The following is a 21,550-nucleotide window of genomic DNA, read 5'->3' on the forward strand; positions in this document are numbered from 1 at the left end:
AGTTAAAGTCCATTTAAATAAAATTGCTCCTGAATCTTTAAAAGGGGGGATGAGTTCAGGAGCAATTTTATTTATACACTTTGTTGAGTTTTATTGTTTTGACTTTTCTTTTTTAATTTTTTATAGGAAGCAAAAAGTAGCATACCAACTATTGCATTTACAACTATGGCTCCACCTGGTTTTATATCAAATTGATAGGAAAGTATTAAACCTAGCATCATATAAATAACACCAAGGGTGATAGTTATAAAAAATGTTGCCTTATAAGATTTTGCAACTATTAGACTTGTTGCAACTGGAAGGACTATAAGACTTGTTACCATCAAAGCGCCTATAACCTTTACAGATAAAGCAATAGTTATTGCGGCTAGGAAAGTAAAGACAAAGTCTAAGGATTTTACCTTAACTCCTGAAAGTCTTGCGGTATTTGGATCTATAGCTATGGCAAGTAGGGATGAGTATCTTGATATAGAAAGTGCAAGGACCAAGACAAAAACAATAGATGTATTTATAATATCCATTGTTGTAACAGATGATATTGAACCAAATAGGTAGGATTCAAAGGAGTTACCACCTGGGGCAAAGTCTGAAAGTATGGCTGCGATTCCAAGACCTGTACTCATGATGACTGCCGTTGCCATATCACCATATTGGGGGAATTTCTTTCTAATTAATTCTATTAAAAAAGCTGCAATTACACATATTATTGCAGATCCTAAAAGAGGATCAAATCCAAGTATAAGTCCCATACCAACACCAGCAAGTGCAGTATGTGATAGGGCATCACCTATCATTGATGTTTTTCTATTAACCATAACTATTCCTATTATAGGAATCATTATAGATAATAAAAATCCTAAGATTAGGGCTTTTCTCATAAAGGCAAATTCTAACATTTTACAAGACTCCCTTCTATCATTTCGTAAGTTTTCATATCTATGTCTAAATTCTCCATTTCTTTTAGTTCATGAGTTACCATTATTATGCTTATATTAAATTTTGTTGAAAGAATATTTACAGTTTCAAAGAAATGTTTTTTGCTATCCTTATCAACTCCTGCAGTAGGTTCATCAAGGATTAGAAGTTTAGGTTCGTTTATCATAGCCTTACATATCATAGCTCTTTGGGCAAGTCCACCCGATAATTCGTTTACAGGCGTATTTATATATTTTTCCATGCCCATCTTTTCGATAATTTCACGAGCTTTTTTGTAGTGTTCTTTCTTAGGTATTTTTATAAAACCGAAATCCTCATATAAGTTTAAGGATACAAGTTCTAGGCAGGTTATGGGAAAGGCAATCTTATTTACAATATTTATTTGGGGTACATAGCCTATGTCCCTAAAGGATTTGTAGTCTTCTATTCTTTTACCTAAAATTTCAATAGATCCTTTCAAAGCTTTAATTTCTCCTAGCATAAGCTTTATAAGTGTTGATTTGCCAGATCCATTTCCACCAATTATTATTGTAAAATCACCCATACCAACTTCTAAATTACAATTTTTTAAAACGGGGATTTCATTATAGGCAAAATACAAGTTTTTAATTGATACAGCTTTCATTATTTATTCTCCTTATACATTGATTTATAAAGATTTTCTAAGTTCATCTTCATAAGGTCAATGTAATTTAAATTATTTTCTTCTTGCTCTTTGGTTACATATTCCATAGATGCCAAAGGAGATGTTTCGGCTCCTATTTCTTCAGCTAGAGATTTTGCTTGTTTTGGATTTTGTCCATATTCATAAAAGACTGTATTAATATTTTTATCTTCTGAAAACTGAATAGCCTTTTTTATAGTCTTAAGACTTGGACTTTCAAGACTTGTTAGTCCTTGAAGTGGGTATTGAAAAAGATCAAAGTCTCTTGCTATATAAGCATAAGCATAATGAAGGACTAAAAAGTTTCTATTATCCTTATCGATATTTGAGAATTTTTCTTTATATTCAGCCTCAATATTAGTTAATTGATCTACGTATTTTAGCTTGTTTTTTCTATAAATTCTTTCATTTTCTGGATATTTTTCAATTAACTTTTCATTTATAGCATTTAAATATTTTTTTGCATTTACAACTGAAAGCCAAGAGTGGGGATCATAGGTAATCTTATCAAATCCTGATGAAGAACCCTCCATCAAAGATTCTTCCTTACCTTCATCTTTTAAAAATTTTCCATCACTTCCTACAATATTGTATGGAAGAAGGTCTTCTGTTATCCTATCTGATATAAAAATCCACTTTCCAGATTTTGGAACATTAAAGAAAATTTCTCCATATTCATGTCCCATCTCAAGTCCATATACTTTTCCTTCTTCAAGGTCTATGGTTTCTTTTTGATGAATTAATTCACCTTTTTGGCTCATTACTTCCTTACATTTTTTGATTAAATCTTCACCAGTAATCCCTTCGTCTTTTATAAAGGCAACTCTCATCATATCCTCATGAGTATGACCAAAGTCAATCTTAATTTTACCCTTATCTAAATCAATTCTTGCCATATATTGGAAATCTCCAATACTTGCAGCACCCTTATAAGTTATAAGTTCTGCGGAATCAGATAGGGTTAGGATATCAAGATTAGGTAAGTTCTCTCTAACCTTATCAACCCAAGCTTCCATATTGGCTCCATTTACAACTAAAAGATCACATTTGGCAAGCTTTTTCATATCCCTTGGACTAGGTTCCCAAAGATGAGGTTGTTTATCAAGTGGCATAAATGATTTGACCTCTGCAGTATCTCCTACAATCATCTCAGTCATATTATTTACTGGATAAAAAGAAGTATAAATCAAAGGCTTATCAGTTTTTTTATTAGAATTTTTACCACATCCACTAGCTATAAGAAGAAATATAAATAAAAGAGCAAATATATTTCTTTTTTTCATTTTATCTCCTTAGAAAAAGAGCTGTTGGAAATTAGATCCAACAGCTTTTACATATTATTCTGTAATTTCATCTATTATTTGTTGGTCTGTTGTACTTGGTTTAACAAAAGTTGGATACCAGCCTTCTTCTTGTAATAGTTTGTCTTTGTCATCACCATATCTCATGTGGAAATGGGTTAGACTTTCTTCACCGTGAATTGGCATCATAAGAAGGTATTTGTAAGGAGCATCTTCATTTTTTGCTTCAAAAATATCCCATTCCATCTTGTATCCACCATGTTCTACTTCTTGTTTTCCTACGAACTTATAAACGCCTTTTCCTTTAAGCTCAGGGTTCTTGTCAGGAAAATCATTTAAAAATTCTACTTCATCTCCCTTAATTCTAAGTCCACCAAAGTCACAGTGTCTTTTTTTAAGATAGTTTTCCTTCGCTCCATTTTCATCGATTTTTTCATTTTCAGCTAAAGTTTTGAAAGCTGGTTGGATTTCTTTCTTGTCAAGATATCTCCCCATATCATTCCATTCGCCCTCCCAGTCTGATAGAGATACTTCTGTTTTCTTTTCACCTTCTTTTTCATCTTTATCTTTATTACTTTTATTATCTTCCTTTGATGTACTTGATTTATCTTCTTTTTTAGAGCTTTGTGTAACAGAAGGTTCATTTGAAGGATTATCCTTACTTGTATTATTTTGACATGCAGTCATAACAAGACCTAAAGATAGGGCTGCTATAAGAGCAAACTTCTTTTTATTGTTCATAAATTTTCTCCTTTTTAAAAATAATATATAGTTAACAAATGCAATTGTTATGTTCAAGACTATATTACCAAGGAAAAAGATAATTGTCAATAATGATTTGCATTATCATATAAAAATTAATTTTTAATTAATTTTTTTTATTGAGATAAAGATAAAAGCAAATTAAAATAACAAAATTATTTAAATACTTATAATATAAGAGCTAATATTAATAATTTATTTTGAAATAATAGTGAAAAATTATTTTTTTGATAATTTAAAAGTGTATAAGTATGTGTTATTATAAAATCAAGTGTTAATATATATTTAAATAGCTAAATATAAAGGAATAAAAGTATATTTAAAAACTAAGGAGGAGATATGGAGAATAGAAAAATTTTTAGATCTTTAAATATATTATTTGTAATATTAGCCATATTTTTATGGTTTTATCTTGCAAAAGTAGGTAAAAATAGAGAACTTGTCTTTCTTCCTTTAATACCAGTTTTTGCATCTTTCATATTTTTGAGAAAATATAAGGATTAAGATTAATGGATTTAGTTTGAAGATAATTAAAAAAGGTTTGGAAGCTTAACTCTCCAAGTCTTTTACTTTAGACATAAAGTTTTTTATTTTCTCTAGCTCATCTTTTTTAAAATTTAAATCAAAATAAGTTCCGTAAGCCCTTATTCTTAAAATAAGATAGGGTTTTTTATCAATTATTCCAAAATTTTTAATATCCCTGAATTCTATAAATTGACTAAGAAAGGGTGATCCCTTTATCACATAAAGTCCACCAGAACTGAGGCCTTGAAGTTTTATATTCAATTGAAAAAGTATGGATATTAAACTTACTATTAAAAAATCTATGAATGTAGGAGAATATTTATAGATTATCAAAAGTAAGATTAGAAAAAGTCCCAGGCTTATAATAGAAAATATATACCTTGAAAAGGCTAATAATTCAATCTTTTTTCTTATCTTCATAAGGTAAATAATACCAAAAATCAAAAGACAAATAATTATATATTTCATAAGAACTCCTCTAATCTTTAATACTTTTTATTTATATTTACTATATAATAAAAGCCTTATAAGTTAAAAGCGATATAAAGTGACCACAAAAAGTTGGACTTTTTATCAGAGATATTTAGAAATATTTGTATTTGTTTTTTTATATCCTAAATATCTTTCTATAGGAGAAAATTGTAGCTATACTGCATTTGGTTTTCCGAACTTAAATATCTAAGTTTTATCTTTATTCTTTCCTTAATTTATATTACTAGTTACTTCGTCCAATATTATCAAACCACTATCACGAATAATGCCATTCTATAACAATTTTTTGTTTTTTTATTCTGATATTGGATGCATTATCGCTTATATTTTTATCTAAAGATTCGTTATATATAAAAGTTTTTATTTTCTAATTTGAGTAATTTTCTTTTTAAATCAAGTCCGTAAAGATATCCTCCAAGTCCTTTTTGGGAAAGAACCCTGTGGCAGGGTACTCTTATTACAAGTGGATTTTTGCCACAAGCTGTACCTATAGCCCTATAGGCTTTAGAGTCTAAAGACTGCCCTATTTCTTTGTAGGTTATAGTTTTTCCATAGGGAATTTCTAAAAGTTTTTCCCAAACTCTTTTTTGAAAATCAGTCCCCTTAAGTTTTATAGGAAAGGAAAATTTTTTTAATTTTCCATCAAGATAAAGGGTGATTTCCCTAAAGGCATAGTCAGATACAAGGGAGGGTTTGTTGTCTTTTTCAACCCTTTCTACTAATTTTATCTCATTAACTATATCTTCATATCCTATTTCAAAAATAAGGTCATCTTTTTTATAGTAGGCTCTCATTTTACTTTACATCCTCTAAGAAAGGAAAAATTGAATCATTGTTTACAAGAATAAATATTCTAGATTCATAATCATCTATATACTTATGTCCTCCACGACGATTTATCCATTCATTTACTTGATTACTCATTTCACTTCTTTTTCTTTTTGGAAGATATAGGGTAAATTTTTTACTTAGCTTATCATCATTATCTTTTGCTTCTAGACCATGAGGCATTTTATAATACTCGATTTTTTTATCCGCTTTAGAATCAACTTCTCCAGTAGGGCTGGTTACTTTAAAATCTTCCAAGTTAAGAATATAAGTTGTATCATTTACTTTTTTATCTAGGCTAAATCTACCCTTTCCTTCTGAAATATACCTTACACTAGCATCATCGTCTAAATATTTTATGGTAAAATTTCCTTTATTGTCTGTAAATATAAGTTCTGTTGACCAGTCACCTGTCCCAGAGCTTAGGATGAATTTCTTTTGGTCTAGTTCTTTTATAATAGCAGGTGTTTTATTAGAATTTTCATCCCCTTTATCATTGGCATCAATATAGATATTATTGTTAGTGTCTATATTTATCCCATATTCCTTAGGATCTATCCCATATTTTTTAAACTCACTTATATCTATATGCATATTGATATTATCAAGCATAAGGTCTTGGAAGTAGTTTTTTTCTCCTCTTATATCTTTTATATCTTCTAATTTACTAGCCTTTGAAATAAAAGGTACTAGTAAAAGAAGACTTGTTATTAATAATTTTTTATGTTTCATTATTAGCTCCTATTTCTCAAATTCTAAAAAGTAAGTAGAACCTGGTTTATCATTAAGTTTATGTCCTATTAGAAAAACTCCTATTTTTTCGTTTGAATCAAACTTTGTTTCAGAGTTTTCTCTTCTCATCATTTTTATAAAACTAATGGCATCTTCACTCAAATCAGAATATTTTGTTTCAGGTAGATAGAGAGTATAATCACTTCCTACATCTTCTTTTGGCATAGCTATAGAATCAGTATAGTGGAAGGTGTTATCATAACCATTTATTTTAATATTTTTTTCTTCTCCCACATTTATATCAGAATCTAGTCTTTGAAGAGTTAGGTTGTAAGAAGTATCTGATAGTTTTTTTGTAATATCAAACTTTCCATTATAAAGAGCGATTGATACGTGTCCACCATTTCCACCCTTTTCTACGCCATCAAAGTATCCATCCCTATAAAAGTAAAGAGCTTCTACCATAGACCCACCTTTTATATTGAATTTTACACCCTTTAGCCTATCATATATATCTTGGTATTGACCATTTCTTTTTATATCACTTTTAACTTTTTTATCTTGTTTTTCATCCTTATTAGATACTAATCTATCATTGATATCTTTTTTATCAGTTTTTAACCTATCTTTTATATCTTTCTTGCTAGAAATATCATTCTTAACTTCAATAGAAGAATCATTATCTATTTTGTTTTTATTCCCCTTACAAGAGCTCAGAACAAGCCCTAAAAAAAGGATTGTGAGTAATTTCTTTCTCATAAGTCACTCCTTTTATTTCTTTCTTATATTTTAAGGCTTATGTGAGATTTTTACAAATATCTTTAAAATTATAGGAAAATTGATAAAATAATTAATTATTGAAATAGTTTGGGTATAATTATAGTTAGTAGTTTATAAGGATTTTGGAGGATAAGACCATGAATTATGATGAAAAAAGAGATTTAATAATCTCCTATATTAAAAAGGGAGAAAAAGGAAAAGATGAGTATAAAACTGGTCTAGAAATGGAACATTTTACTATAGATAAGGAAAGTCTTGACTCTTATGATTATTTTGGTGATAAGGGAGTAGGGGATACCTTAAAAAGACTAAAAGATATGGGCTTTAGTGTAGAAAGCGAGGAAGAAGGTTATATACTAGGACTAAGACATGATGATGTTGCTATTAACCTTGAGCCAGCAGGTCAATTTGAACTTGCTATAGATGCAAAGAAAAGTCTAAAAGATTTGGATGAATCTTATAAAAAAATAATGAAAGATATTATCCCTATATATGAACAAAAGGGTCAATATCTTTTAACTTTAGGCTATCATCCAAAAACTAAGGTAAGAGATTTACATATAATACCTAAGGATAGGTATAGGTATATGCAAGAATACTTTTTAAAATATGGAGGAAAGACTTCAATAAATATGATGAGAGGGTCTGCTAGTGTCCAAACAGCCATTGACTTTTCTGATGAAGAAGATTTTAAAAAGAAATTTTTCGTAGCAAATGCGCTATCTTCATTTATGTATACTCTTTATGATAATTCTTATATATTTGAAGGCAAAGCTTATAAATATAGAAACCTTCGCCAACAAATATGGGAATATTGTGATCCACAAAGGACAGGAGTCTATGACTTTGCCTTTGATGATGACTTATCATATGGAAAATATGCAGATAAGATTTTAAATACAGATATTATCTTTATTAATAAGGATGGAGAAGATATATACAAGGGTGCTACTAAGTTTTCTGAAATATTAGATGAAGATTCATCAGATAAGATGATATTTCATGCCTTATCCATAGTATTTCCAGATGTAAGAACCAAAAGATATATAGAAATAAGGATGCCAGATGCTGTGCCTTACCCATATAATCTTTCATTTGCAGCCTTAATGAAAGGACTTTTTTACAATGAAGAAAATTTAAATAAGTTAAGAGAAGAATTTTCAAATATGACCTATACAAAGTGTGAAAAACTTAAAAAAGATACAAAATATAAGGGATTTTTTGCGGAATATGATGGTAAAAAAGTTTATGAATGGCTAGATTACCTAATAAATTTAGCCTCAAATGGACTTTCAGATGATGAAAAATCTTACCTTGATTGTATTAAAAATTTAGTGGATGAAAAAGAAAGTCTAAGAGATAAGTTTAAAAAAATATATGATGAAGATCCAAAAAAGGCAGTAGAAAGATTTTCTGTAAATTACAGATTAGGAGATATTGATGCCTAAGCTTAAAAAAGCTTATGAATGTAAAAACTGTGGCCATGTTCAAAATGTATGGGCAGGAAAGTGTCCTGAGTGTGGCAAGTGGGGAAGTCTTATAGAAAAGACTGTTACAAAAGAAAGTCAAAAAGCTAAAAATACTTCCTTAACCCTTGATGATTCGAATCAGGCAAGGCTTTTATCTGATATAAGGGTAGACGAATCTGAAAGGATAAAATCATCCTATGATGAGTTTGACAGGGCAATAGGTGGTGGTCTTGTAAAAGATTCTGTATCAATTCTTACAGCAAGGCCAGGTGCTGGTAAATCAACCCTTTTATTGCAACTTTCAGCATCTTTTGCCAAAAAGGGAATAAGGGTTATGTATATATCAGGAGAGGAATCTGAAAGTCAAATTAAATCAAGGGCGGATAGGATAATAGGAGATATCTCCAAAAATATTTGGATTTTATCTACAAACTCTATGGATCTTGCTATAAGGGAGATTGAAAAAAGAGATGTTCAAATTATTATCCTAGATTCTATTCAAACTTTCGCCTTGGCTGAGTTTGACAATAAACAAGGTTCTCCTACTCAAAGCGTAGAGTGCGCCAATAAGTGTGTAGAAATTGCCAAAAATCCCGAAAATAAAAGGGCTTTTATAATGGTAGGACATATGAACAAAACAGGTGAGATGGCTGGTTTAAGAACACTTGAACATTTGGTTGATACAGTATTAGTTCTTGATGGAGAAAGCGAAGAGGACTTAAGGATGCTTACTGCAACTAAAAATAGGTTTGGGCCAACCGGTGAAGTTGGACTTTTTTCGATGCAAGAAGAAGGCCTAATAGAGATAACAAACCCATCAGAATATTTTATAACAGAAAGAGATGAATCTATAGAAGGTTCTGCAATTTCAGTTATGAAAGAGGGTACGAGGCTTCTTGAAGTTGAAATAGAATCTTTAGTTTCAAAGTCTTTTATGCCATATCCACAAAGGATAGGAGATAGTCTTAGGAAAGATCAGCTTAATACCCTAATTTCAATCTTACAAGAAAGAGCAGGAATAAATCTTTTTGATGAAAATGTAATAATAAAGGCAACAGGAGGACTTAAATTAAGAGAGCAATCAGTAAACCTTGCTATAATGGTTTCAATTGCATCATCTTATCTTAAAAAACCTATAGACAATAAGACAGTCTTTATAGCTGAGGTTGGTCTTACAGGAGAGCTTAAAAAAGTTCCTCAAATAAGGTCTAGGTTAAAAGAGCTTGAAAGATTGGGCTATAAAAGAGCATATATTGCAAGAAATTCAGTTGATAAGAAAGATTTTAAAACTTTAGAGATAAAAGATATGAAAAATATTAGAGAAGTTATAGGAGATATTTTTTCCTAATATTTGTAAAATAATGGCGTAAAATAGCCTCTTTTATTGTATTAAAAATAAAAATATAGTATAATTTTTATGAAAGTACTTAACTTAAAGATAATTATAAAGGAGATAAGATTATGCATATAAAGAAAATAATTGCAGTTGGGGTGCTTGCTCTTGCCCTTACAGCTTGTGGAAAGAGTAAAGATAGTGCAGAAGCAGCAAAAACTGGCACAGCTTCAGCTGAAGGATATGGTGGTAATATTGAAGTTACAGTAAAGCTCGATGATGCTGGAAAAATTGTAAATATAGAAAGAAAATCTGAAGAAACAGATAAGGTAGGAGAAGTTGCCCTTGATGAGTTAACAGAAAAATTAAAGGGAAAAGATTCTACAGCTGATATTGAATCAGTATCTGGAGCTACAGTTTCATCTGAGGCCTTTCTTAAAGCAGTAGATGAAGCTATCGCAAATGCAAAATAATATAGTATAGAAAAAGTAGCTGTTGCAAAATCATGAATTTTTATTCTTGTATAATTTTAAATAAGTCCTAAGGCTTTTTGAGATTTTGAATTATATTTAAAGGATTAATTCATCCTGCAACAGCCTTTTTTGGCTATTTGTCAAATAGTGTTGGTAGATAAAATAAACACATTCATTCACAAGGAAGTAGAACTACTACTTCCTTGTTTTTAATTATCTACTTTAGTAAGTTAAGCGAGCGAATTCGAGTGAAACAAAAATCCACCTGCTATGCAGCAGGTGAGGGGGAAAACTTTAGCTTGAAGTAGCAAAAAGCCTCCATAAATTATAATTGTGATATTCTGAGCTGACCTTCCAAGTTGTTTTTTCGATTTTTGGGGTCAGTTTCATTGTCTAGTAAAGAGGGGATATATCAAGTTTGGGATAGTCTTATGTGACAGAATAATCAAAGCCCCGATAGGGTGCAGGTATATGTTTCTTATAGGCGCTTGTGCAAACTACAAGATGAACAAGTGATTTTGATTAATATTTTTAGAATATACCCATAAAGAAGTCACCCATAAGTGATGATATTAGGAAAGTTCCTATAATTACAAAGATTGAAACAATAATACCCTTAACTCCAACTTCTTTAAAAGCTCCCCAGTCCTTACCTATGATTATTCCAGCATAGGCTAAGATTGGTGTTGTTATTGCATTCAGGTTTATATTTCCAACATATTTTATAATAGGTTCTGATATTGGGGATATTGGACTTGCTAGAAATATGGCAAGAATTGATATCCACAATACTGAGGATATTTTTTTGATAGGAACTATAAAGGATAGGGCATAGCCAGCTATACATAAAGCTGCAAGTATAATCATACCAGGGAGAGATTGCATAATATTAAACTCATATCCTACTATGTTACATATAGTAGATACAACTACTGTAAAGGCTAGGGCCATAAAAATATTTGGCATTTCAGTTTTTATTTTTTCCATTATTTCTTATCCTTTCTTCTAAAGAAGTTAAGTTTATTATATAAAAATTCTGTCAAAGGAAGTCCTATGAAAGCTCCAAGTGGTAAGGCTATGACTGATGAAATCAAGTTTGAAAGTCCAGCAAAGGCTGTCATCTGTGCTTCAAGTTCTGGATGGTTTGCAATTAAAGCTCCAAGTCCTGCTGTCATCATTGATGCAGAGCCTGCTCCTGTTCCCATTGCGGCTGCAAGTGGAGATACCATATTAAGTGAAATTGCTATAGATGATAGGACACTAAGTACTATAGGTCCAAGAATTGTTCCTATGATATAAACTGCCATTACTCCTCTAAATTCAGCTGATTCTGCTCCGTAAGTATCTTGAATAAGACCAACGTTTGATTCTCTTGATAGGGCATGGCACATACCAATTGACTCTCTTTTAAGACCTAAAATTAGGGCTATGGGAAGAGAAATTATTATGGTACCAAGATTACCAAAGTTTTGTAAAACAAGAGCAAGACCTGCCTCCTTTATAGCCTCAATTTGGGCTCCGCTTGTTACTCCAAGTTTCGCTATCAAAACTGCAAGCATAATACTCATCATATTATTTGCAGAAGGGGCATCTTCTCTTTTTACAAGCTTTAAAGGAGACATAAATATTAGAAATACTATAAGCATAGACCATATTAATGGTGAGAATACTATATTTATTCCGCTTATAGATAAGGTTTTTGCGCCTATAAGTTCTGCAAGGATTGCAACTGCTATAACAACTACATGCATCCTGTAGTCTTTTTTAAGATTCATTTTTTCCATAACTTACTCCTAAGATAAAAATTCAAAGGCTGTTTTTAAAAATATTGAAACACCCTTATAAAATAGCGATTCATCTAAATCAAACTTAGGATTGTGGTTAGAGTATTTTTCTCCGTCTGCTGCTTCTTTTAAGTTTGATAAAAATAGGAAGGTTCCTGGGACTTCTTTAAGGTAGAAAGCCATATCTTCTCCACCCATGGTTGGTTTTTCAAGTTCAAATATATCATCTGGAAAAATTTTCCTAGTATTTTCCTTAACAAAACTGTTAAACTCTGGGTCATTTTTAAGAACTGGGTAGAATCTCTCATAAAAAGTCTCAGCACTAGCACCATAAGTTTTTGCTATACCCTCAGCTATCTCAGAAATTCTTTTTTCTATTTTATCCCTTATATCTTCATCAAGGGCTCTTGCTGTACCAAGCATATTTACTTCGTTTGGAATAATATTTTGTGTATATCCACCTTCAATTTTACATACAGATACAAGACCAGAATCTACAGGAGCTATTTCTCTTGATATGATTTTTTGAAGGCCCATAAGGATTTCTGCAGATATAATTATTGGATCTATAGCGTTTTGAGGATTGGCACCATGCCCACCTTTTCCCTTAACTTTTATAGAAAATATATCCATAGATGCCATAAGCTCATTATCCTTAAATCCTATCTTCCCATGAGGTATATCTGATAGCCATCCACCATGCATACCTATGATATGGTCTACTTTTGGATTTTCAAGACAACCTTCTTCAATCATAGGTTTTGCACCACCTGTAACTTCTACTCGTGGTTTAAAAATAAATTTAACGACTCCCTTGAGTTTATCCCTATTTTCATTTAAGATTTTTGCAGCTGTAAGGGCTATGGCTGTGTGTGAATCATGACCACAAGCGTGCATTTTCCCCTTGTGGGTTGAAGCAAAAGGAAGGCCAGTTTCTTCTTGGATTGGAAGAGCATCCATATCTGCCCTTATTGCAAGACATTTTCCTTCACTATCACCATATATATTTGCTACAAGAGCATTTCCATTAATCATTTCAGTGTATTTGATGCCAAATTCATCAAGCTTTGATTTGACATACTTAACAGTCTTTGGTAATTCAAGCTCAAGCTCTGGAATCTTGTGAAGTTCTCTTCTCATTTCGATACATAAATCTTCATTTTCTTTTGCAAGTTTAATTACATCCATTTTTTCTCCTCTCTTGGATTCGTTTTCACAGTGTAAAAATAAATTCTTAATAGACTTATATTAGAAAGTTCTATGTCCTAATCATGTCTTAAATTAATTATAAATTAATTCACTAAAAATTGCAAATTATTTTTCAAAAATACTATGATATAATAAAATCATGAAAATATTAATAGTAGGTACAGACGAATCTTTAAATAAAATTAAAAATATCATTGATGGAATAGATTCTATAGAAACAAAAGAGATTATAATAGATGATACTACCCTTATAAAGCAGGATATAAAAGCATTGCCTGATGATATAGATGGAATATTTGCAACAGGTATAGGTGTTTTTTATGAGCTTAGTAGAAATTTTTCTATAAATGTTCCTATGACTTATGCTCATAGATCTGTTGTGAGTTTAAGCGAGGCTTTCTTTAATTATGTAGAATTGGGAATTAAGTTTAATTGTCCAAGTTTTGATGTAGTTGAAAAAAGTTTAGTCGATGACTTGGTAGAAGAATTTGAATTAGATTTTGAAAGATACTATGTTCTAAAAAATAAGCCAAAATATGACGAGGACTTTTATCTATCAAATCATATAAGACTTTTTAAGGAGGGAAAGATTGATTGTGTTTTTACAGCTTTTGGTTACTCTTATAATATCCTAAAAAAGCTTGAAATACCAGTGTTTAGACTAAGAGTTACCAAGCTTGATATAAAAAATGACCTTACTTATCTTATAAATGATATAAAAAGTAAGGAGGCTTCTAACAAAAGCTTTATAGTTCACAATTTTAAAGGGGAGGATAATGACTATAATAACAAGCTTATTAAAGATTACTCTATCTTAGTTGATGGAATATTATTTAAGCAAGATGAAGAAAGAATTATTATTTCAAATAAGGGACTTTTAAGAAAGTATACTCTCAATAATGCAAAGACCTTTTTAAGAAATCATCAAACAGACTTATCTCTTTCGCTTTCTGGTGGAGATACAATAAATCAAGCCATTAAAAATTCTCAATATGCCAAGAAATTTATAGATGAAACTTATAGGATAATTTACTATGATGGAATTTCTCTTGAAAAATATGACCTTATGAAAAATAAAAAAATATCAGCATCAGGTGATATAAATAAAATATCAGAAAATACAGGGATTTTAAAAAAGCACCTTTATAATATATCGACTTTTGTATGCAATAAGAGTGATAAGAAGATAAGATCTAGTGAAATGGCAAAGCTTCTTTCCCTTACAAGAAGATCAGCTGTAAGAATTATGGATATATTGGTCGAAAAAGGTTATGCTAAAGATGCAAACGCCAATTCTCAAACAAGCGGAAGACCACAAAAGTGTATAGAAATATTATTTTAAAAAAGGACTATTAATAGTCCTTTTTAAGTATCATATCAATATGATTAATACCAGCATAATCATAGGGTTTTGATGTTTTTTCAAAGCCTAGTTTTTCATAAAAACCCATAGCTTGGACCTGTGCTTCTATAAAAATTTCATTAAGTTCTAAATCATCAAAGGCAGTCTTTATAGCAATTTCACATATCTTTCTTCCATAAGTTTTTTTTCTTGAAATAACCCTCGCAAGTTTTCCTATCTTTTTATTTTTATCCTTCTCAATTATCCTTGCATAGGCTTTTATTATTCCATCATCTTTTATAAAAATATGAATAGCTTCTTTATCAAGATTATCCAAGTCTGTATATTGGGAATTTTGCTCTATTTTAAATACTTTTTCTCTTAACTTTAATATCTCATAAAGCTCATCTTTTTCTAAATCTTTATATGCTTTTACAAATGATTTCATAGATTTCTCCAATTTAGTATAAATTAAATATCTTCTCAAATTCCATAATCAAAATGGGACATAAATTTTGATATAATTAGAAGAAAATTTGAAAGATGGCGAATGCTTATAATATCTATTAATATATAGAAAGCTTAATTTAAATGATTATATCACAAATAATGGAAATTTAAAATTAATATTCTAAAGTAGATAACTTAATAAATAGTAGTAAAAAAATAGAACTTTTGAAGTATTGTAATTTATTACATTTACAATAATTAACTTCGTACATTTAACTTCCAATGTCGGAAAACTTTTGCACTTGTTAGTTTTTCAATACTATTATATTATTTAGTTGGAAGGAAGGTGATAATATAAATAAACGAAGATTAGAGATATTATCTATAATTTTAGATACAAATGATCCTATTTCACTACATTTTCTAAAAGACAGATATAAGGTAAGTGAAAGAACAATAAATGATGATATCAAATATATTAACACACATTTCCTTTCAGACTCTATTGAAAAAATTGATAGTCAAGACGGTTGTTTAAAAGTTAAAAATAAAGAACAGATTAGTAAAGTTATTAAAAATTTAAATTTTTACACTTATACAATGGATAAATCAGAAAGATTATTAGTTGAATCACTTATATTATTTCTATCTAATGATTATATAACAAAGCAAAAATTGGCTGATATTATGATGATATCTCGTTCTACAATTACATCCGACTTAGACGATTTAATTAAGTTTAATAGTAAAAATAATTTAAAAATTGTTAGTAGATCAGGTAAGGGAATTAAGTTAAGTGGGAATTCATATAACAAAAATATATTTTTTATTGATAGTTTAATAAAAAGCTATTATTTATTTATAATATTATTAAATGGGATCAAAAAAAATTATAATGATATAGCTTTAAGGATAGAAGATGATAAGAAAACTATTCACAATATAATCGGAGAAGTAGAATATAGGCATAATATTATATTCTCGGAAAATTCATTCAACATACTATCATTATATTTATTGTATATTTCTTTAAATATTAATAGTGAAAAAGAAAAAAATAAATATTTTAAAGGAAATTCAGTAAGTGATTTGTCAATTAGTTTATACAGGCATATATGTGAGTATTTTGATATTAAAAATAAAACTAATGAAGTTAATTATTTAGATATATTAATATCAAAATTACAATATAAAGTTGTTAATAGCAATGCAAATGATTCCATAAGTGTTCAATTTATGACCAGAGAATTAATTGATGTAATATCTAATGAGTTATCTATACCCTTCTATCTAGATTATAAATTATTTGAAAGTTTATCGCTTCATGTTGAAAGAATGACTCTACATGGAGGAGCAGATATAATAGATTATCCAGAGCTAAGGTCAATTATTGAAGAAAAGAAGGATTTATTTGAAAAAATCAAAAAAAATTCTTATATTCTTTCTAAATACTTAGAAAGAGATATAAGTGATGTAGAGATTTCCTATATAGTTATCTATATTTATGCTTCTTTTGAAAGGATAATAGATCAAGTATGTAAAAAACTGAGGGTTTTAGTTGTCTGTAATTCAGGGATAGGTACAAGCCAGTTATTAAACAATAAATTAAGGGATTTATTTAATTTTAAAATAATTGGAAACACTACTAGTCACCAATTAAATTGTATGGATTTGGAATCAATAGACATAATCATAACTACAGTTGATTTAAGTAATATCACTGATGACTATCTTAAAGTTTCACCTTTGATTAATGAGGTAGACCATAAGAAAATATCTGATTATATATATGAAAAAGGAAGATTACTAATTTCAAATTATAATTTTAATTCAAATGATTCTAAATTAATAAACAATTATGAATATAATAATAAAATATTTTTAGAAGATGTAGATATACAGGAAGGTCAAAGCTTGGATGATTTGCTAACAGAAGATAATATAGTTTTAGATATTTGTCCAAAAAATTGGAAAGATTCTATAAAAATGGCTAGCCAGATTTTATTAGATAAAAAATATATAAATGAAGAGTATATAAATGAGATGATTGAAAATATAGAAAAATATGGGCCATATATTGTAATAAGTGAAAACTTTGCATTACCTCATGGAAATATTTCTGAAAATGTTATTAAAACATCTCTATCACTTGCTAGATTAAAAAAACCGGTTAATTTCGGCTCACCAAGATTTGATCCAATTAAATATGTTTGTATTCTAGCAGTTGATGAAAATAAGGATCATTTAAAAGCACTATTTGAACTTATAAATCTACTCAAAGTTAAAGAATTTAAGAATTCATTAGAACTTGCTAGAACTAGTAAAGAAATGAAAAAAACAATTGTAAAATATAATTATTTGATAAATAAGTAAACAATTAATATTTATCATAATAAATTTTATATGAAAAGTGAATAAGAAAGAAAGGAAGGGATATATAGATTTGTAATTTTATTATAAATTTATGCAATATATGGAAAATCAGATAGAAATTAGAGAAGATTTGATATTTTTAAATTGTAAATTTAAAGATAGAGACGAATTATTGAAATTTATGTCAGATAAAATGATGGAATCTGACAAAGTGAATAAAACATTTTTTGATGCGGTCAGGGAGAGAGAATTAAAGTATCCTACAGGACTTAACACTGGTGAAATAAAAGTTGCAATACCTCATACTGACCCAAAACATGTAAAATCAGCTGCTATAGCAGTAGCTACCCTATCGAATAAGGTTGAATTTAAAAATATGGAAGATCCAAATGAAAATATAGGAGTTGATTTGGTATTTATGCTTGCTGTAGCTGACCCCAAATCACAAGTGCCATTATTAGTTAAGTTAATGAGTATATTTAGTGACAAAGAATTGTTAAAGAAAATAAAAAATTCAAAAAGTGGTAATGAAATAAAAGAAGAATTAGAAAATTTAATAAAGGAGTAAAGAATGAAAAGAATTATAGTAGCATGTGGTTCAGGAGTAGCAACAAGTCAAACGGTTGCTTCAAAATTGGAAAGAGAATTAGAAAAAAAAGGAATTAGAGTAAAGGTTGATGCAGTAGATATGAAATCTTTAGATTATCATATAAAAAATGCGGATGCATATGTATCAATAGTTAAGCCAGAAAAAGATTATGGAATACCTGTATTTAATGGAATTGCATTTTTGACAGGTATTGGTATGGAACAAGAATTAGAAAAAATAATAGATTATATTAATAAATAATAAATAAATTTATGGGAGGAAAACATGGATCTTTTAGCTAGTGTAATCAATTACATACTTGATATGGGTGCAGCTGTATTTATGCCATTATTAATGTTTGTTATCGGATTGATTATGAAAATGAAAGTTAAAGATGCCTTTAAAGCTGGTCTTACAATTGGTATAGCTTTCACTGGTATGAGCTTACTTATAGACTATATGGGATCAACAATGGGTGGTGCAGCTAAAGCTATGTCACAAAATACAGGTATTTCTTTACCTGCAGTAGATATTGGTTGGCCAGGAGCAGCATCTATAACATGGGCATGGCCTCTTGCATTTCTAGTATTTCCATTACAGATTTTTATAAATATAATAATGCTAGTTACAAAACAAACAAAAACTTTAAATGTAGATTTATGGAATGTATGGAATAAAATATTTAGTGCTATTTTAGTATCGTATTTTACAAATAATGTAATATTGGGTTTTGTAGCAGCATCTATATTAATATTCTTAGAGTTAAAATTAGGAGATGCTTGGCAACCTGAGATTGAAAGATTAACAGGCATACCAAATGTTACAGTGCCGCACTTCATATCACTATTTGCAGTAATAATGTACCCAGTTGATGAATTGCTAAAAAAAATACCCTTATTAAATAAGGAATTAGATTCAAGTGCAATTAGAGAGAAGATAGGAATTTTTGGTGAAAATTCAGTAATGGGTGCCATAATAGGTTTGGGTTTAGGAGTATTGGCAGGATATGGAATTAAAGGTTCTTTAATACTATCAGTCCAAGCCGCTACAGCGCTTACTTTATTTCCAATGGTATCAAAACTATTTTCAGAAGCACTTTCACCTATATCCGAAGCAGTTTCTGATTTCATGAAAAAGAAATATGGACAAGATGCAGATATATATATTGGACTTGATTGGCCTATTCTTGGTGGTAGAAATGAGTTGTGGGTATCAGTAATAATTACAATACCATTTCTTCTATTGTTCTCATTAATTTTACCAGGAAATAAAGTTTTACCATTCGCAGGTATTATAAATTTATCATTTGTAGTTGCTGCTTTATTACTAACAAATGGAAATGTTCTTAGAATGATAATTCATGGTATATGGACCGCTCCAATATTCTTATATGGAGCAACATATTTTGCACCTTACATGACTAGGTTAGCTGAAGAAACAGGTACTCTAGCAGCTGGTCAACAAATGATAGGTTGGAGTACATTCGAAGGACCGATTTTAAGATATTTATTAGTTAATGGATTTAATGGAGATATAATAGCTATAATTGGTTTTGTAGTATTCATAGTTTTATATATATTACTAATAAAGAATAGAAAGAAATATAATTTAGAGTTAATGAATGAGTAGAAAAACTATTTGGCAGATTCTATTGGTTTTAAGTTTAATCTTGTTTTTTTACGGATTATTTAATAAATCTATAATTGCAACAATTATATCATTAATTTTAGCTCTTGTAGTTAATTACAAAGGAAAAGAAACTTTGTTTTTAGATTTTGACAAGAATCAAAAAAAGGATTAATAACTTAATTAATAAGTAAAAAGGAGTTAATTTTGAAAAATAATTTTATTGAATCAGAACCTGTTAGAGGAATTGCTGACATAACTTATGATATGTGGAAGAGGGGATGGGATGAATACAACGGTGGAAATGTAAGCTATTTACTTTCTGATTACGAGGTATCCAAAATAAAATTAGATAAATCTTTAGAACGTAACGTTGAAATTCCTAATATGCCTGATAATTTAGTTGGTAGATATATTTTGATAACAGCTAGTGGAAGCCATTTTAGAACGTTAAAAGATAATTTAAGAACAGATATTGGAGTTGTAAAAATAACAGAAAAAGGATATACCATAGTATGGGGATTTGAAGAAAATAATAAACCAACGAGTGAGTTTTATTTGCATACTTTATCCCATAGCTCAAGATTAGAAATTGATCCAAATCATAAAGTTATACTTCATAACCATGCTACAAATATTGTTAAGTTAGGTTTAGTTTTAGAAGCAACTGACAAAGCTTATACACTTCCTTTGTGGAGGGTTTTAACAGAAGGTGTTTATGTATTTAATGATGGAATAGGAGTTGTGCCTTGGCAACTACCTGGAACAGAATCTATAGGAAGTGCAACCGCAAAAAAATTGAAGACTTCTAGAATAGTAGTTTGGGATAGTCATGGAGTAATGGCATCTGGCAAAAGTTATCAAGATTGTTTTGGATTAATAGAGACTGTTAACAAAGCAGCAGGAATTTATTTAGATACATTAACTATTAGAAAGACAGAGGGACTTTCAGATCAACAAATAAAAGATTTTGCTGAGAGTCTAGGTCTTAAAGCTAGAGAGGATATATTTAACTAAATAATTATTAAGATACTAATGCTGGTAATAGTTATTTAATATAAGGGGTCGTTGCAAAATTATGAATTTCTAACGTTAATCATTACAAGTTACTTATATATGATTTTGAGAATAGCATGTCACTCATAGAGGTCAGAGGCTTGTAATTATTTTAGAATGATTAATTCATTTTGCAAAAGCCCCCTTTATTAATTTGTAAGTATTGTTTTGAAATAATTAATATTTTACAGAGATATTAAATGATAGAGTTCGTATAATTGTGTAAAAAGAAAAAGGTCATTTGAAACCCAAACTAGTACAATGTTTTTAACAAACCAAAACTAAACTAGGAGGAACAAATGACCCAATTACATTTTACATTAAACATAGAAGATATTCAAAACTTAATTAACTAAGAAGTTAAAAATGATATGGCAAGAACTATTCTAAGTAAAATATTTAACGAGCTTATGGAAAAAGAAATAGATGAATATTTAGAAAATACAGCCTATCAAAGAGATCCTAACAGAATCACCTACCGTAATGGATACTATGAACGTGACTATACAACCAAAATAGGAACATTAACCTTAAGAGTACCTAGGACAAGAGATGGTAAACTCTCAACAGAAGTCTTTGAAAGATATCAAAGAAATGAAAAAGCACTACTTGTAACCATGCTAGAAATGTATGTTCAAGGAGTATCAAGAAGAAAAGTATCCAAGGTGATAGAAAATATATGTGGCAAAACATATTCTAAATCCTTTGTATCATCTTTAACTAAAGAGCTTGACGAAGAAGTAAAGCTATGGAGAAATAGTGACTTAAGTTCAGTGAAATACCCTTATTTAATCGTAGATGTAGTCTACATAAAAGTAAGGGAAAA

22 protein-coding genes and 2 pseudogenes are annotated in these 21,550 nt (G+C 29.4%); 12 read left to right on the forward strand and 12 right to left on the reverse strand.

Annotation, left to right across the window (positions count from 1 at the left end):
• Window positions 1-71 precede the first annotated feature (71 nt).
• The 4 genes from SOR60_RS02175 to SOR60_RS02190 are packed head-to-tail and all read right to left on the reverse strand — an operon-like array spanning window position 72 to window position 3,642.
• Window positions 72-896, reverse strand: a complete 825-nt coding sequence (locus SOR60_RS02175; protein WP_154541948.1) for a metal ABC transporter permease — start codon at window positions 894-896, stop codon at window positions 72-74.
• Window positions 890-1,561: a metal ABC transporter ATP-binding protein gene (locus SOR60_RS02180; RefSeq protein WP_154541949.1), complete on the reverse strand. Its 672-nt coding sequence runs from the start codon at window positions 1,559-1,561 to the stop codon at window positions 890-892. The genes SOR60_RS02175 and SOR60_RS02180 overlap by 7 nt, the downstream gene beginning before the upstream one ends.
• A complete protein-coding gene (locus SOR60_RS02185; RefSeq protein ID WP_320595105.1) occupies window positions 1,561-2,883 on the reverse strand; it encodes a metal ABC transporter substrate-binding protein in 1,323 nt (440 codons plus the stop codon). Before SOR60_RS02185 ends, SOR60_RS02180 begins: the two co-directional genes overlap by 1 nt.
• A gap of 54 nt (window positions 2,884-2,937) precedes the next feature.
• Window positions 2,938-3,642 (reverse strand): ZinT/AdcA family metal-binding protein, encoded by a 705-nt coding sequence (locus SOR60_RS02190; protein ID WP_320595106.1) that lies wholly within the window; start codon window positions 3,640-3,642, stop codon window positions 2,938-2,940.
• 360 nt (window positions 3,643-4,002) lie between these two features.
• Between SOR60_RS02190 and SOR60_RS02195 the strand changes: the two genes are divergently transcribed.
• Window positions 4,003-4,167, forward strand: coding sequence for a hypothetical protein (locus SOR60_RS02195; RefSeq protein ID WP_154541952.1), 165 nt, complete (start codon window positions 4,003-4,005; stop codon window positions 4,165-4,167).
• A gap of 45 nt (window positions 4,168-4,212) precedes the next feature.
• Here SOR60_RS02195 and SOR60_RS02200 read toward each other — a convergent pair whose 3' ends face one another.
• The 4 genes from SOR60_RS02200 to SOR60_RS02215 all read right to left on the reverse strand — a co-directional run bounded on the left by SOR60_RS02200 (window position 4,213) and on the right by SOR60_RS02215 (window position 6,999).
• On the reverse strand, window positions 4,213-4,656 hold the full coding sequence (locus SOR60_RS02200; protein WP_320595107.1) for a hypothetical protein: 444 nt from the start codon (window positions 4,654-4,656) through the stop codon (window positions 4,213-4,215).
• A gap of 368 nt (window positions 4,657-5,024) precedes the next feature.
• Window positions 5,025-5,474: a methylated-DNA--[protein]-cysteine S-methyltransferase gene (locus tag SOR60_RS02205; protein ID WP_320595108.1), complete on the reverse strand. Its 450-nt coding sequence runs from the start codon at window positions 5,472-5,474 to the stop codon at window positions 5,025-5,027.
• A gap of 1 nt (window position 5,475) precedes the next feature.
• Window positions 5,476-6,240, reverse strand: a complete 765-nt coding sequence (locus SOR60_RS02210; protein WP_154541955.1) for a hypothetical protein — start codon at window positions 6,238-6,240, stop codon at window positions 5,476-5,478.
• 9 nt (window positions 6,241-6,249) lie between these two features.
• A complete protein-coding gene (locus SOR60_RS02215) occupies window positions 6,250-6,999 on the reverse strand; it encodes a hypothetical protein (RefSeq protein WP_176270052.1) in 750 nt (249 codons plus the stop codon).
• Between the two features lie 158 nt (window positions 7,000-7,157).
• On the opposite strand from SOR60_RS02215, the gene SOR60_RS02220 reads away from it, so the two are divergent.
• The 3 genes from SOR60_RS02220 (at window position 7,158) to SOR60_RS02230 (ending at window position 10,295) form a co-directional block, all read left to right on the forward strand.
• Window positions 7,158-8,468 carry a glutamate-cysteine ligase family protein gene (locus SOR60_RS02220; RefSeq protein ID WP_320595109.1) on the forward strand — a complete coding sequence of 437 codons (1,311 nt, stop codon included), beginning with the start codon at window positions 7,158-7,160 and terminating at the stop codon, window positions 8,466-8,468.
• Window positions 8,461-9,837: a DNA repair protein RadA gene (gene radA, locus SOR60_RS02225; RefSeq protein ID WP_154541960.1), complete on the forward strand. Its 1,377-nt coding sequence runs from the start codon at window positions 8,461-8,463 to the stop codon at window positions 9,835-9,837. The genes SOR60_RS02220 and radA overlap by 8 nt, the downstream gene beginning before the upstream one ends.
• A 113-nt stretch (window positions 9,838-9,950) precedes the next feature.
• Window positions 9,951-10,295: an FMN-binding protein gene (locus SOR60_RS02230; RefSeq protein WP_154541962.1), complete on the forward strand. Its 345-nt coding sequence runs from the start codon at window positions 9,951-9,953 to the stop codon at window positions 10,293-10,295.
• Window positions 10,296-10,826: 531 nt separating this feature from the next.
• Here the strand turns inward: SOR60_RS02230 and SOR60_RS02235 are convergent.
• The 3 genes from SOR60_RS02235 to SOR60_RS02245 are packed head-to-tail and all read right to left on the reverse strand — an operon-like array spanning window position 10,827 to window position 13,267.
• Window positions 10,827-11,282 carry a hypothetical protein gene (locus SOR60_RS02235; protein WP_154541964.1) on the reverse strand — a complete coding sequence of 152 codons (456 nt, stop codon included), beginning with the start codon at window positions 11,280-11,282 and terminating at the stop codon, window positions 10,827-10,829.
• Complete coding sequence (locus tag SOR60_RS02240; protein WP_154541966.1) at window positions 11,282-12,079, reverse strand: DUF3100 domain-containing protein; 798 nt, start codon at window positions 12,077-12,079, stop codon at window positions 11,282-11,284. Before SOR60_RS02240 ends, SOR60_RS02235 begins: the two co-directional genes overlap by 1 nt.
• A 9-nt stretch (window positions 12,080-12,088) precedes the next feature.
• Window positions 12,089-13,267: a M20 metallopeptidase family protein gene (locus SOR60_RS02245; RefSeq protein WP_320595110.1), complete on the reverse strand. Its 1,179-nt coding sequence runs from the start codon at window positions 13,265-13,267 to the stop codon at window positions 12,089-12,091.
• A gap of 160 nt (window positions 13,268-13,427) precedes the next feature.
• Between SOR60_RS02245 and SOR60_RS02250 the strand changes: the two genes are divergently transcribed.
• The gene (locus SOR60_RS02250) at window positions 13,428-14,630 is read left to right on the forward strand and encodes a transcriptional regulator (protein WP_154541969.1); all 1,203 of its coding nucleotides are present in this window, start codon (window positions 13,428-13,430) and stop codon (window positions 14,628-14,630) included.
• A 10-nt stretch (window positions 14,631-14,640) separates the two neighbouring features.
• Here SOR60_RS02250 and SOR60_RS02255 read toward each other — a convergent pair whose 3' ends face one another.
• A complete protein-coding gene (locus tag SOR60_RS02255) occupies window positions 14,641-15,078 on the reverse strand; it encodes a GNAT family N-acetyltransferase (protein ID WP_320595111.1) in 438 nt (145 codons plus the stop codon).
• 377 nt (window positions 15,079-15,455) lie between these two features.
• Between SOR60_RS02255 and SOR60_RS10485 the strand changes: the two are divergent.
• The 7 genes and pseudogenes from SOR60_RS10485 to SOR60_RS02285 form a co-directional block, all read left to right on the forward strand.
• A pseudogene (locus SOR60_RS10485) lies at window positions 15,456-15,554 on the forward strand (hypothetical protein); the annotation flags it as partial.
• Between the two features lie 126 nt (window positions 15,555-15,680).
• Window positions 15,681-17,453 (forward strand): BglG family transcription antiterminator, encoded by a 1,773-nt coding sequence (locus SOR60_RS02260; RefSeq protein WP_407654215.1) that lies wholly within the window; start codon window positions 15,681-15,683, stop codon window positions 17,451-17,453.
• 100 nt (window positions 17,454-17,553) lie between these two features.
• Window positions 17,554-18,021 carry a PTS sugar transporter subunit IIA gene (locus tag SOR60_RS02265; RefSeq protein ID WP_154541975.1) on the forward strand — a complete coding sequence of 156 codons (468 nt, stop codon included), beginning with the start codon at window positions 17,554-17,556 and terminating at the stop codon, window positions 18,019-18,021.
• Between the two features lie 3 nt (window positions 18,022-18,024).
• Window positions 18,025-18,303 carry a PTS sugar transporter subunit IIB gene (locus SOR60_RS02270; protein WP_154541977.1) on the forward strand — a complete coding sequence of 93 codons (279 nt, stop codon included), beginning with the start codon at window positions 18,025-18,027 and terminating at the stop codon, window positions 18,301-18,303.
• A gap of 24 nt (window positions 18,304-18,327) precedes the next feature.
• Window positions 18,328-19,671, forward strand: a complete 1,344-nt coding sequence (locus tag SOR60_RS02275) for a PTS galactitol transporter subunit IIC (protein WP_154541979.1) — start codon at window positions 18,328-18,330, stop codon at window positions 19,669-19,671.
• Window positions 19,672-19,875: 204 nt separating this feature from the next.
• Window positions 19,876-20,685, forward strand: coding sequence for a rhamnulose-1-phosphate aldolase (rhaD, locus tag SOR60_RS02280; protein WP_154541981.1), 810 nt, complete (start codon window positions 19,876-19,878; stop codon window positions 20,683-20,685).
• A 338-nt stretch (window positions 20,686-21,023) separates the two neighbouring features.
• Window positions 21,024-21,550 (forward strand): annotated as a pseudogene (locus SOR60_RS02285) (transposase); the annotation flags it as partial.

The organism is Anaerococcus porci (assembly GCF_034090325.1).
Lineage (GTDB): Bacteria > Bacillota > Clostridia > Tissierellales > Peptoniphilaceae > Anaerococcus > Anaerococcus porci.

Coding starts and splice junctions, on each gene's coding strand:
- SOR60_RS02175 (WP_154541948.1), bottom strand. CDS start 896: ATGTTAGAATTTGCCTTTATGAGAAAAGCCCTAATCTTAGGATTTTTA.
- SOR60_RS02180 (WP_154541949.1), bottom strand. CDS start 1,561: ATGAAAGCTGTATCAATTAAAAACTTGTATTTTGCCTATAATGAAATC.
- SOR60_RS02185 (WP_320595105.1), bottom strand. CDS start 2,883: ATGAAAAAAAGAAATATATTTGCTCTTTTATTTATATTTCTTCTTATA.
- SOR60_RS02190 (WP_320595106.1), bottom strand. CDS start 3,642: ATGAACAATAAAAAGAAGTTTGCTCTTATAGCAGCCCTATCTTTAGGT.
- SOR60_RS02195 (WP_154541952.1), top strand. CDS start 4,003: ATGGAGAATAGAAAAATTTTTAGATCTTTAAATATATTATTTGTAATA.
- SOR60_RS02200 (WP_320595107.1), bottom strand. CDS start 4,656: ATGAAATATATAATTATTTGTCTTTTGATTTTTGGTATTATTTACCTT.
- SOR60_RS02205 (WP_320595108.1), bottom strand. CDS start 5,474: ATGAGAGCCTACTATAAAAAAGATGACCTTATTTTTGAAATAGGATAT.
- SOR60_RS02210 (WP_154541955.1), bottom strand. CDS start 6,240: ATGAAACATAAAAAATTATTAATAACAAGTCTTCTTTTACTAGTACCT.
- SOR60_RS02215 (WP_176270052.1), bottom strand. CDS start 6,999: ATGAGAAAGAAATTACTCACAATCCTTTTTTTAGGGCTTGTTCTGAGC.
- SOR60_RS02220 (WP_320595109.1), top strand. CDS start 7,158: ATGAATTATGATGAAAAAAGAGATTTAATAATCTCCTATATTAAAAAG.
- radA (WP_154541960.1), top strand. CDS start 8,461: ATGCCTAAGCTTAAAAAAGCTTATGAATGTAAAAACTGTGGCCATGTT.
- SOR60_RS02230 (WP_154541962.1), top strand. CDS start 9,951: ATGCATATAAAGAAAATAATTGCAGTTGGGGTGCTTGCTCTTGCCCTT.
- SOR60_RS02235 (WP_154541964.1), bottom strand. CDS start 11,282: ATGGAAAAAATAAAAACTGAAATGCCAAATATTTTTATGGCCCTAGCC.
- SOR60_RS02240 (WP_154541966.1), bottom strand. CDS start 12,079: ATGGAAAAAATGAATCTTAAAAAAGACTACAGGATGCATGTAGTTGTT.
- SOR60_RS02245 (WP_320595110.1), bottom strand. CDS start 13,267: ATGGATGTAATTAAACTTGCAAAAGAAAATGAAGATTTATGTATCGAA.
- SOR60_RS02250 (WP_154541969.1), top strand. CDS start 13,428: ATGAAAATATTAATAGTAGGTACAGACGAATCTTTAAATAAAATTAAA.
- SOR60_RS02255 (WP_320595111.1), bottom strand. CDS start 15,078: ATGAAATCATTTGTAAAAGCATATAAAGATTTAGAAAAAGATGAGCTT.
- SOR60_RS02260 (WP_407654215.1), top strand. CDS start 15,681: ATGGATAAATCAGAAAGATTATTAGTTGAATCACTTATATTATTTCTA.
- SOR60_RS02265 (WP_154541975.1), top strand. CDS start 17,554: ATGGAAAATCAGATAGAAATTAGAGAAGATTTGATATTTTTAAATTGT.
- SOR60_RS02270 (WP_154541977.1), top strand. CDS start 18,025: ATGAAAAGAATTATAGTAGCATGTGGTTCAGGAGTAGCAACAAGTCAA.
- SOR60_RS02275 (WP_154541979.1), top strand. CDS start 18,328: ATGGATCTTTTAGCTAGTGTAATCAATTACATACTTGATATGGGTGCA.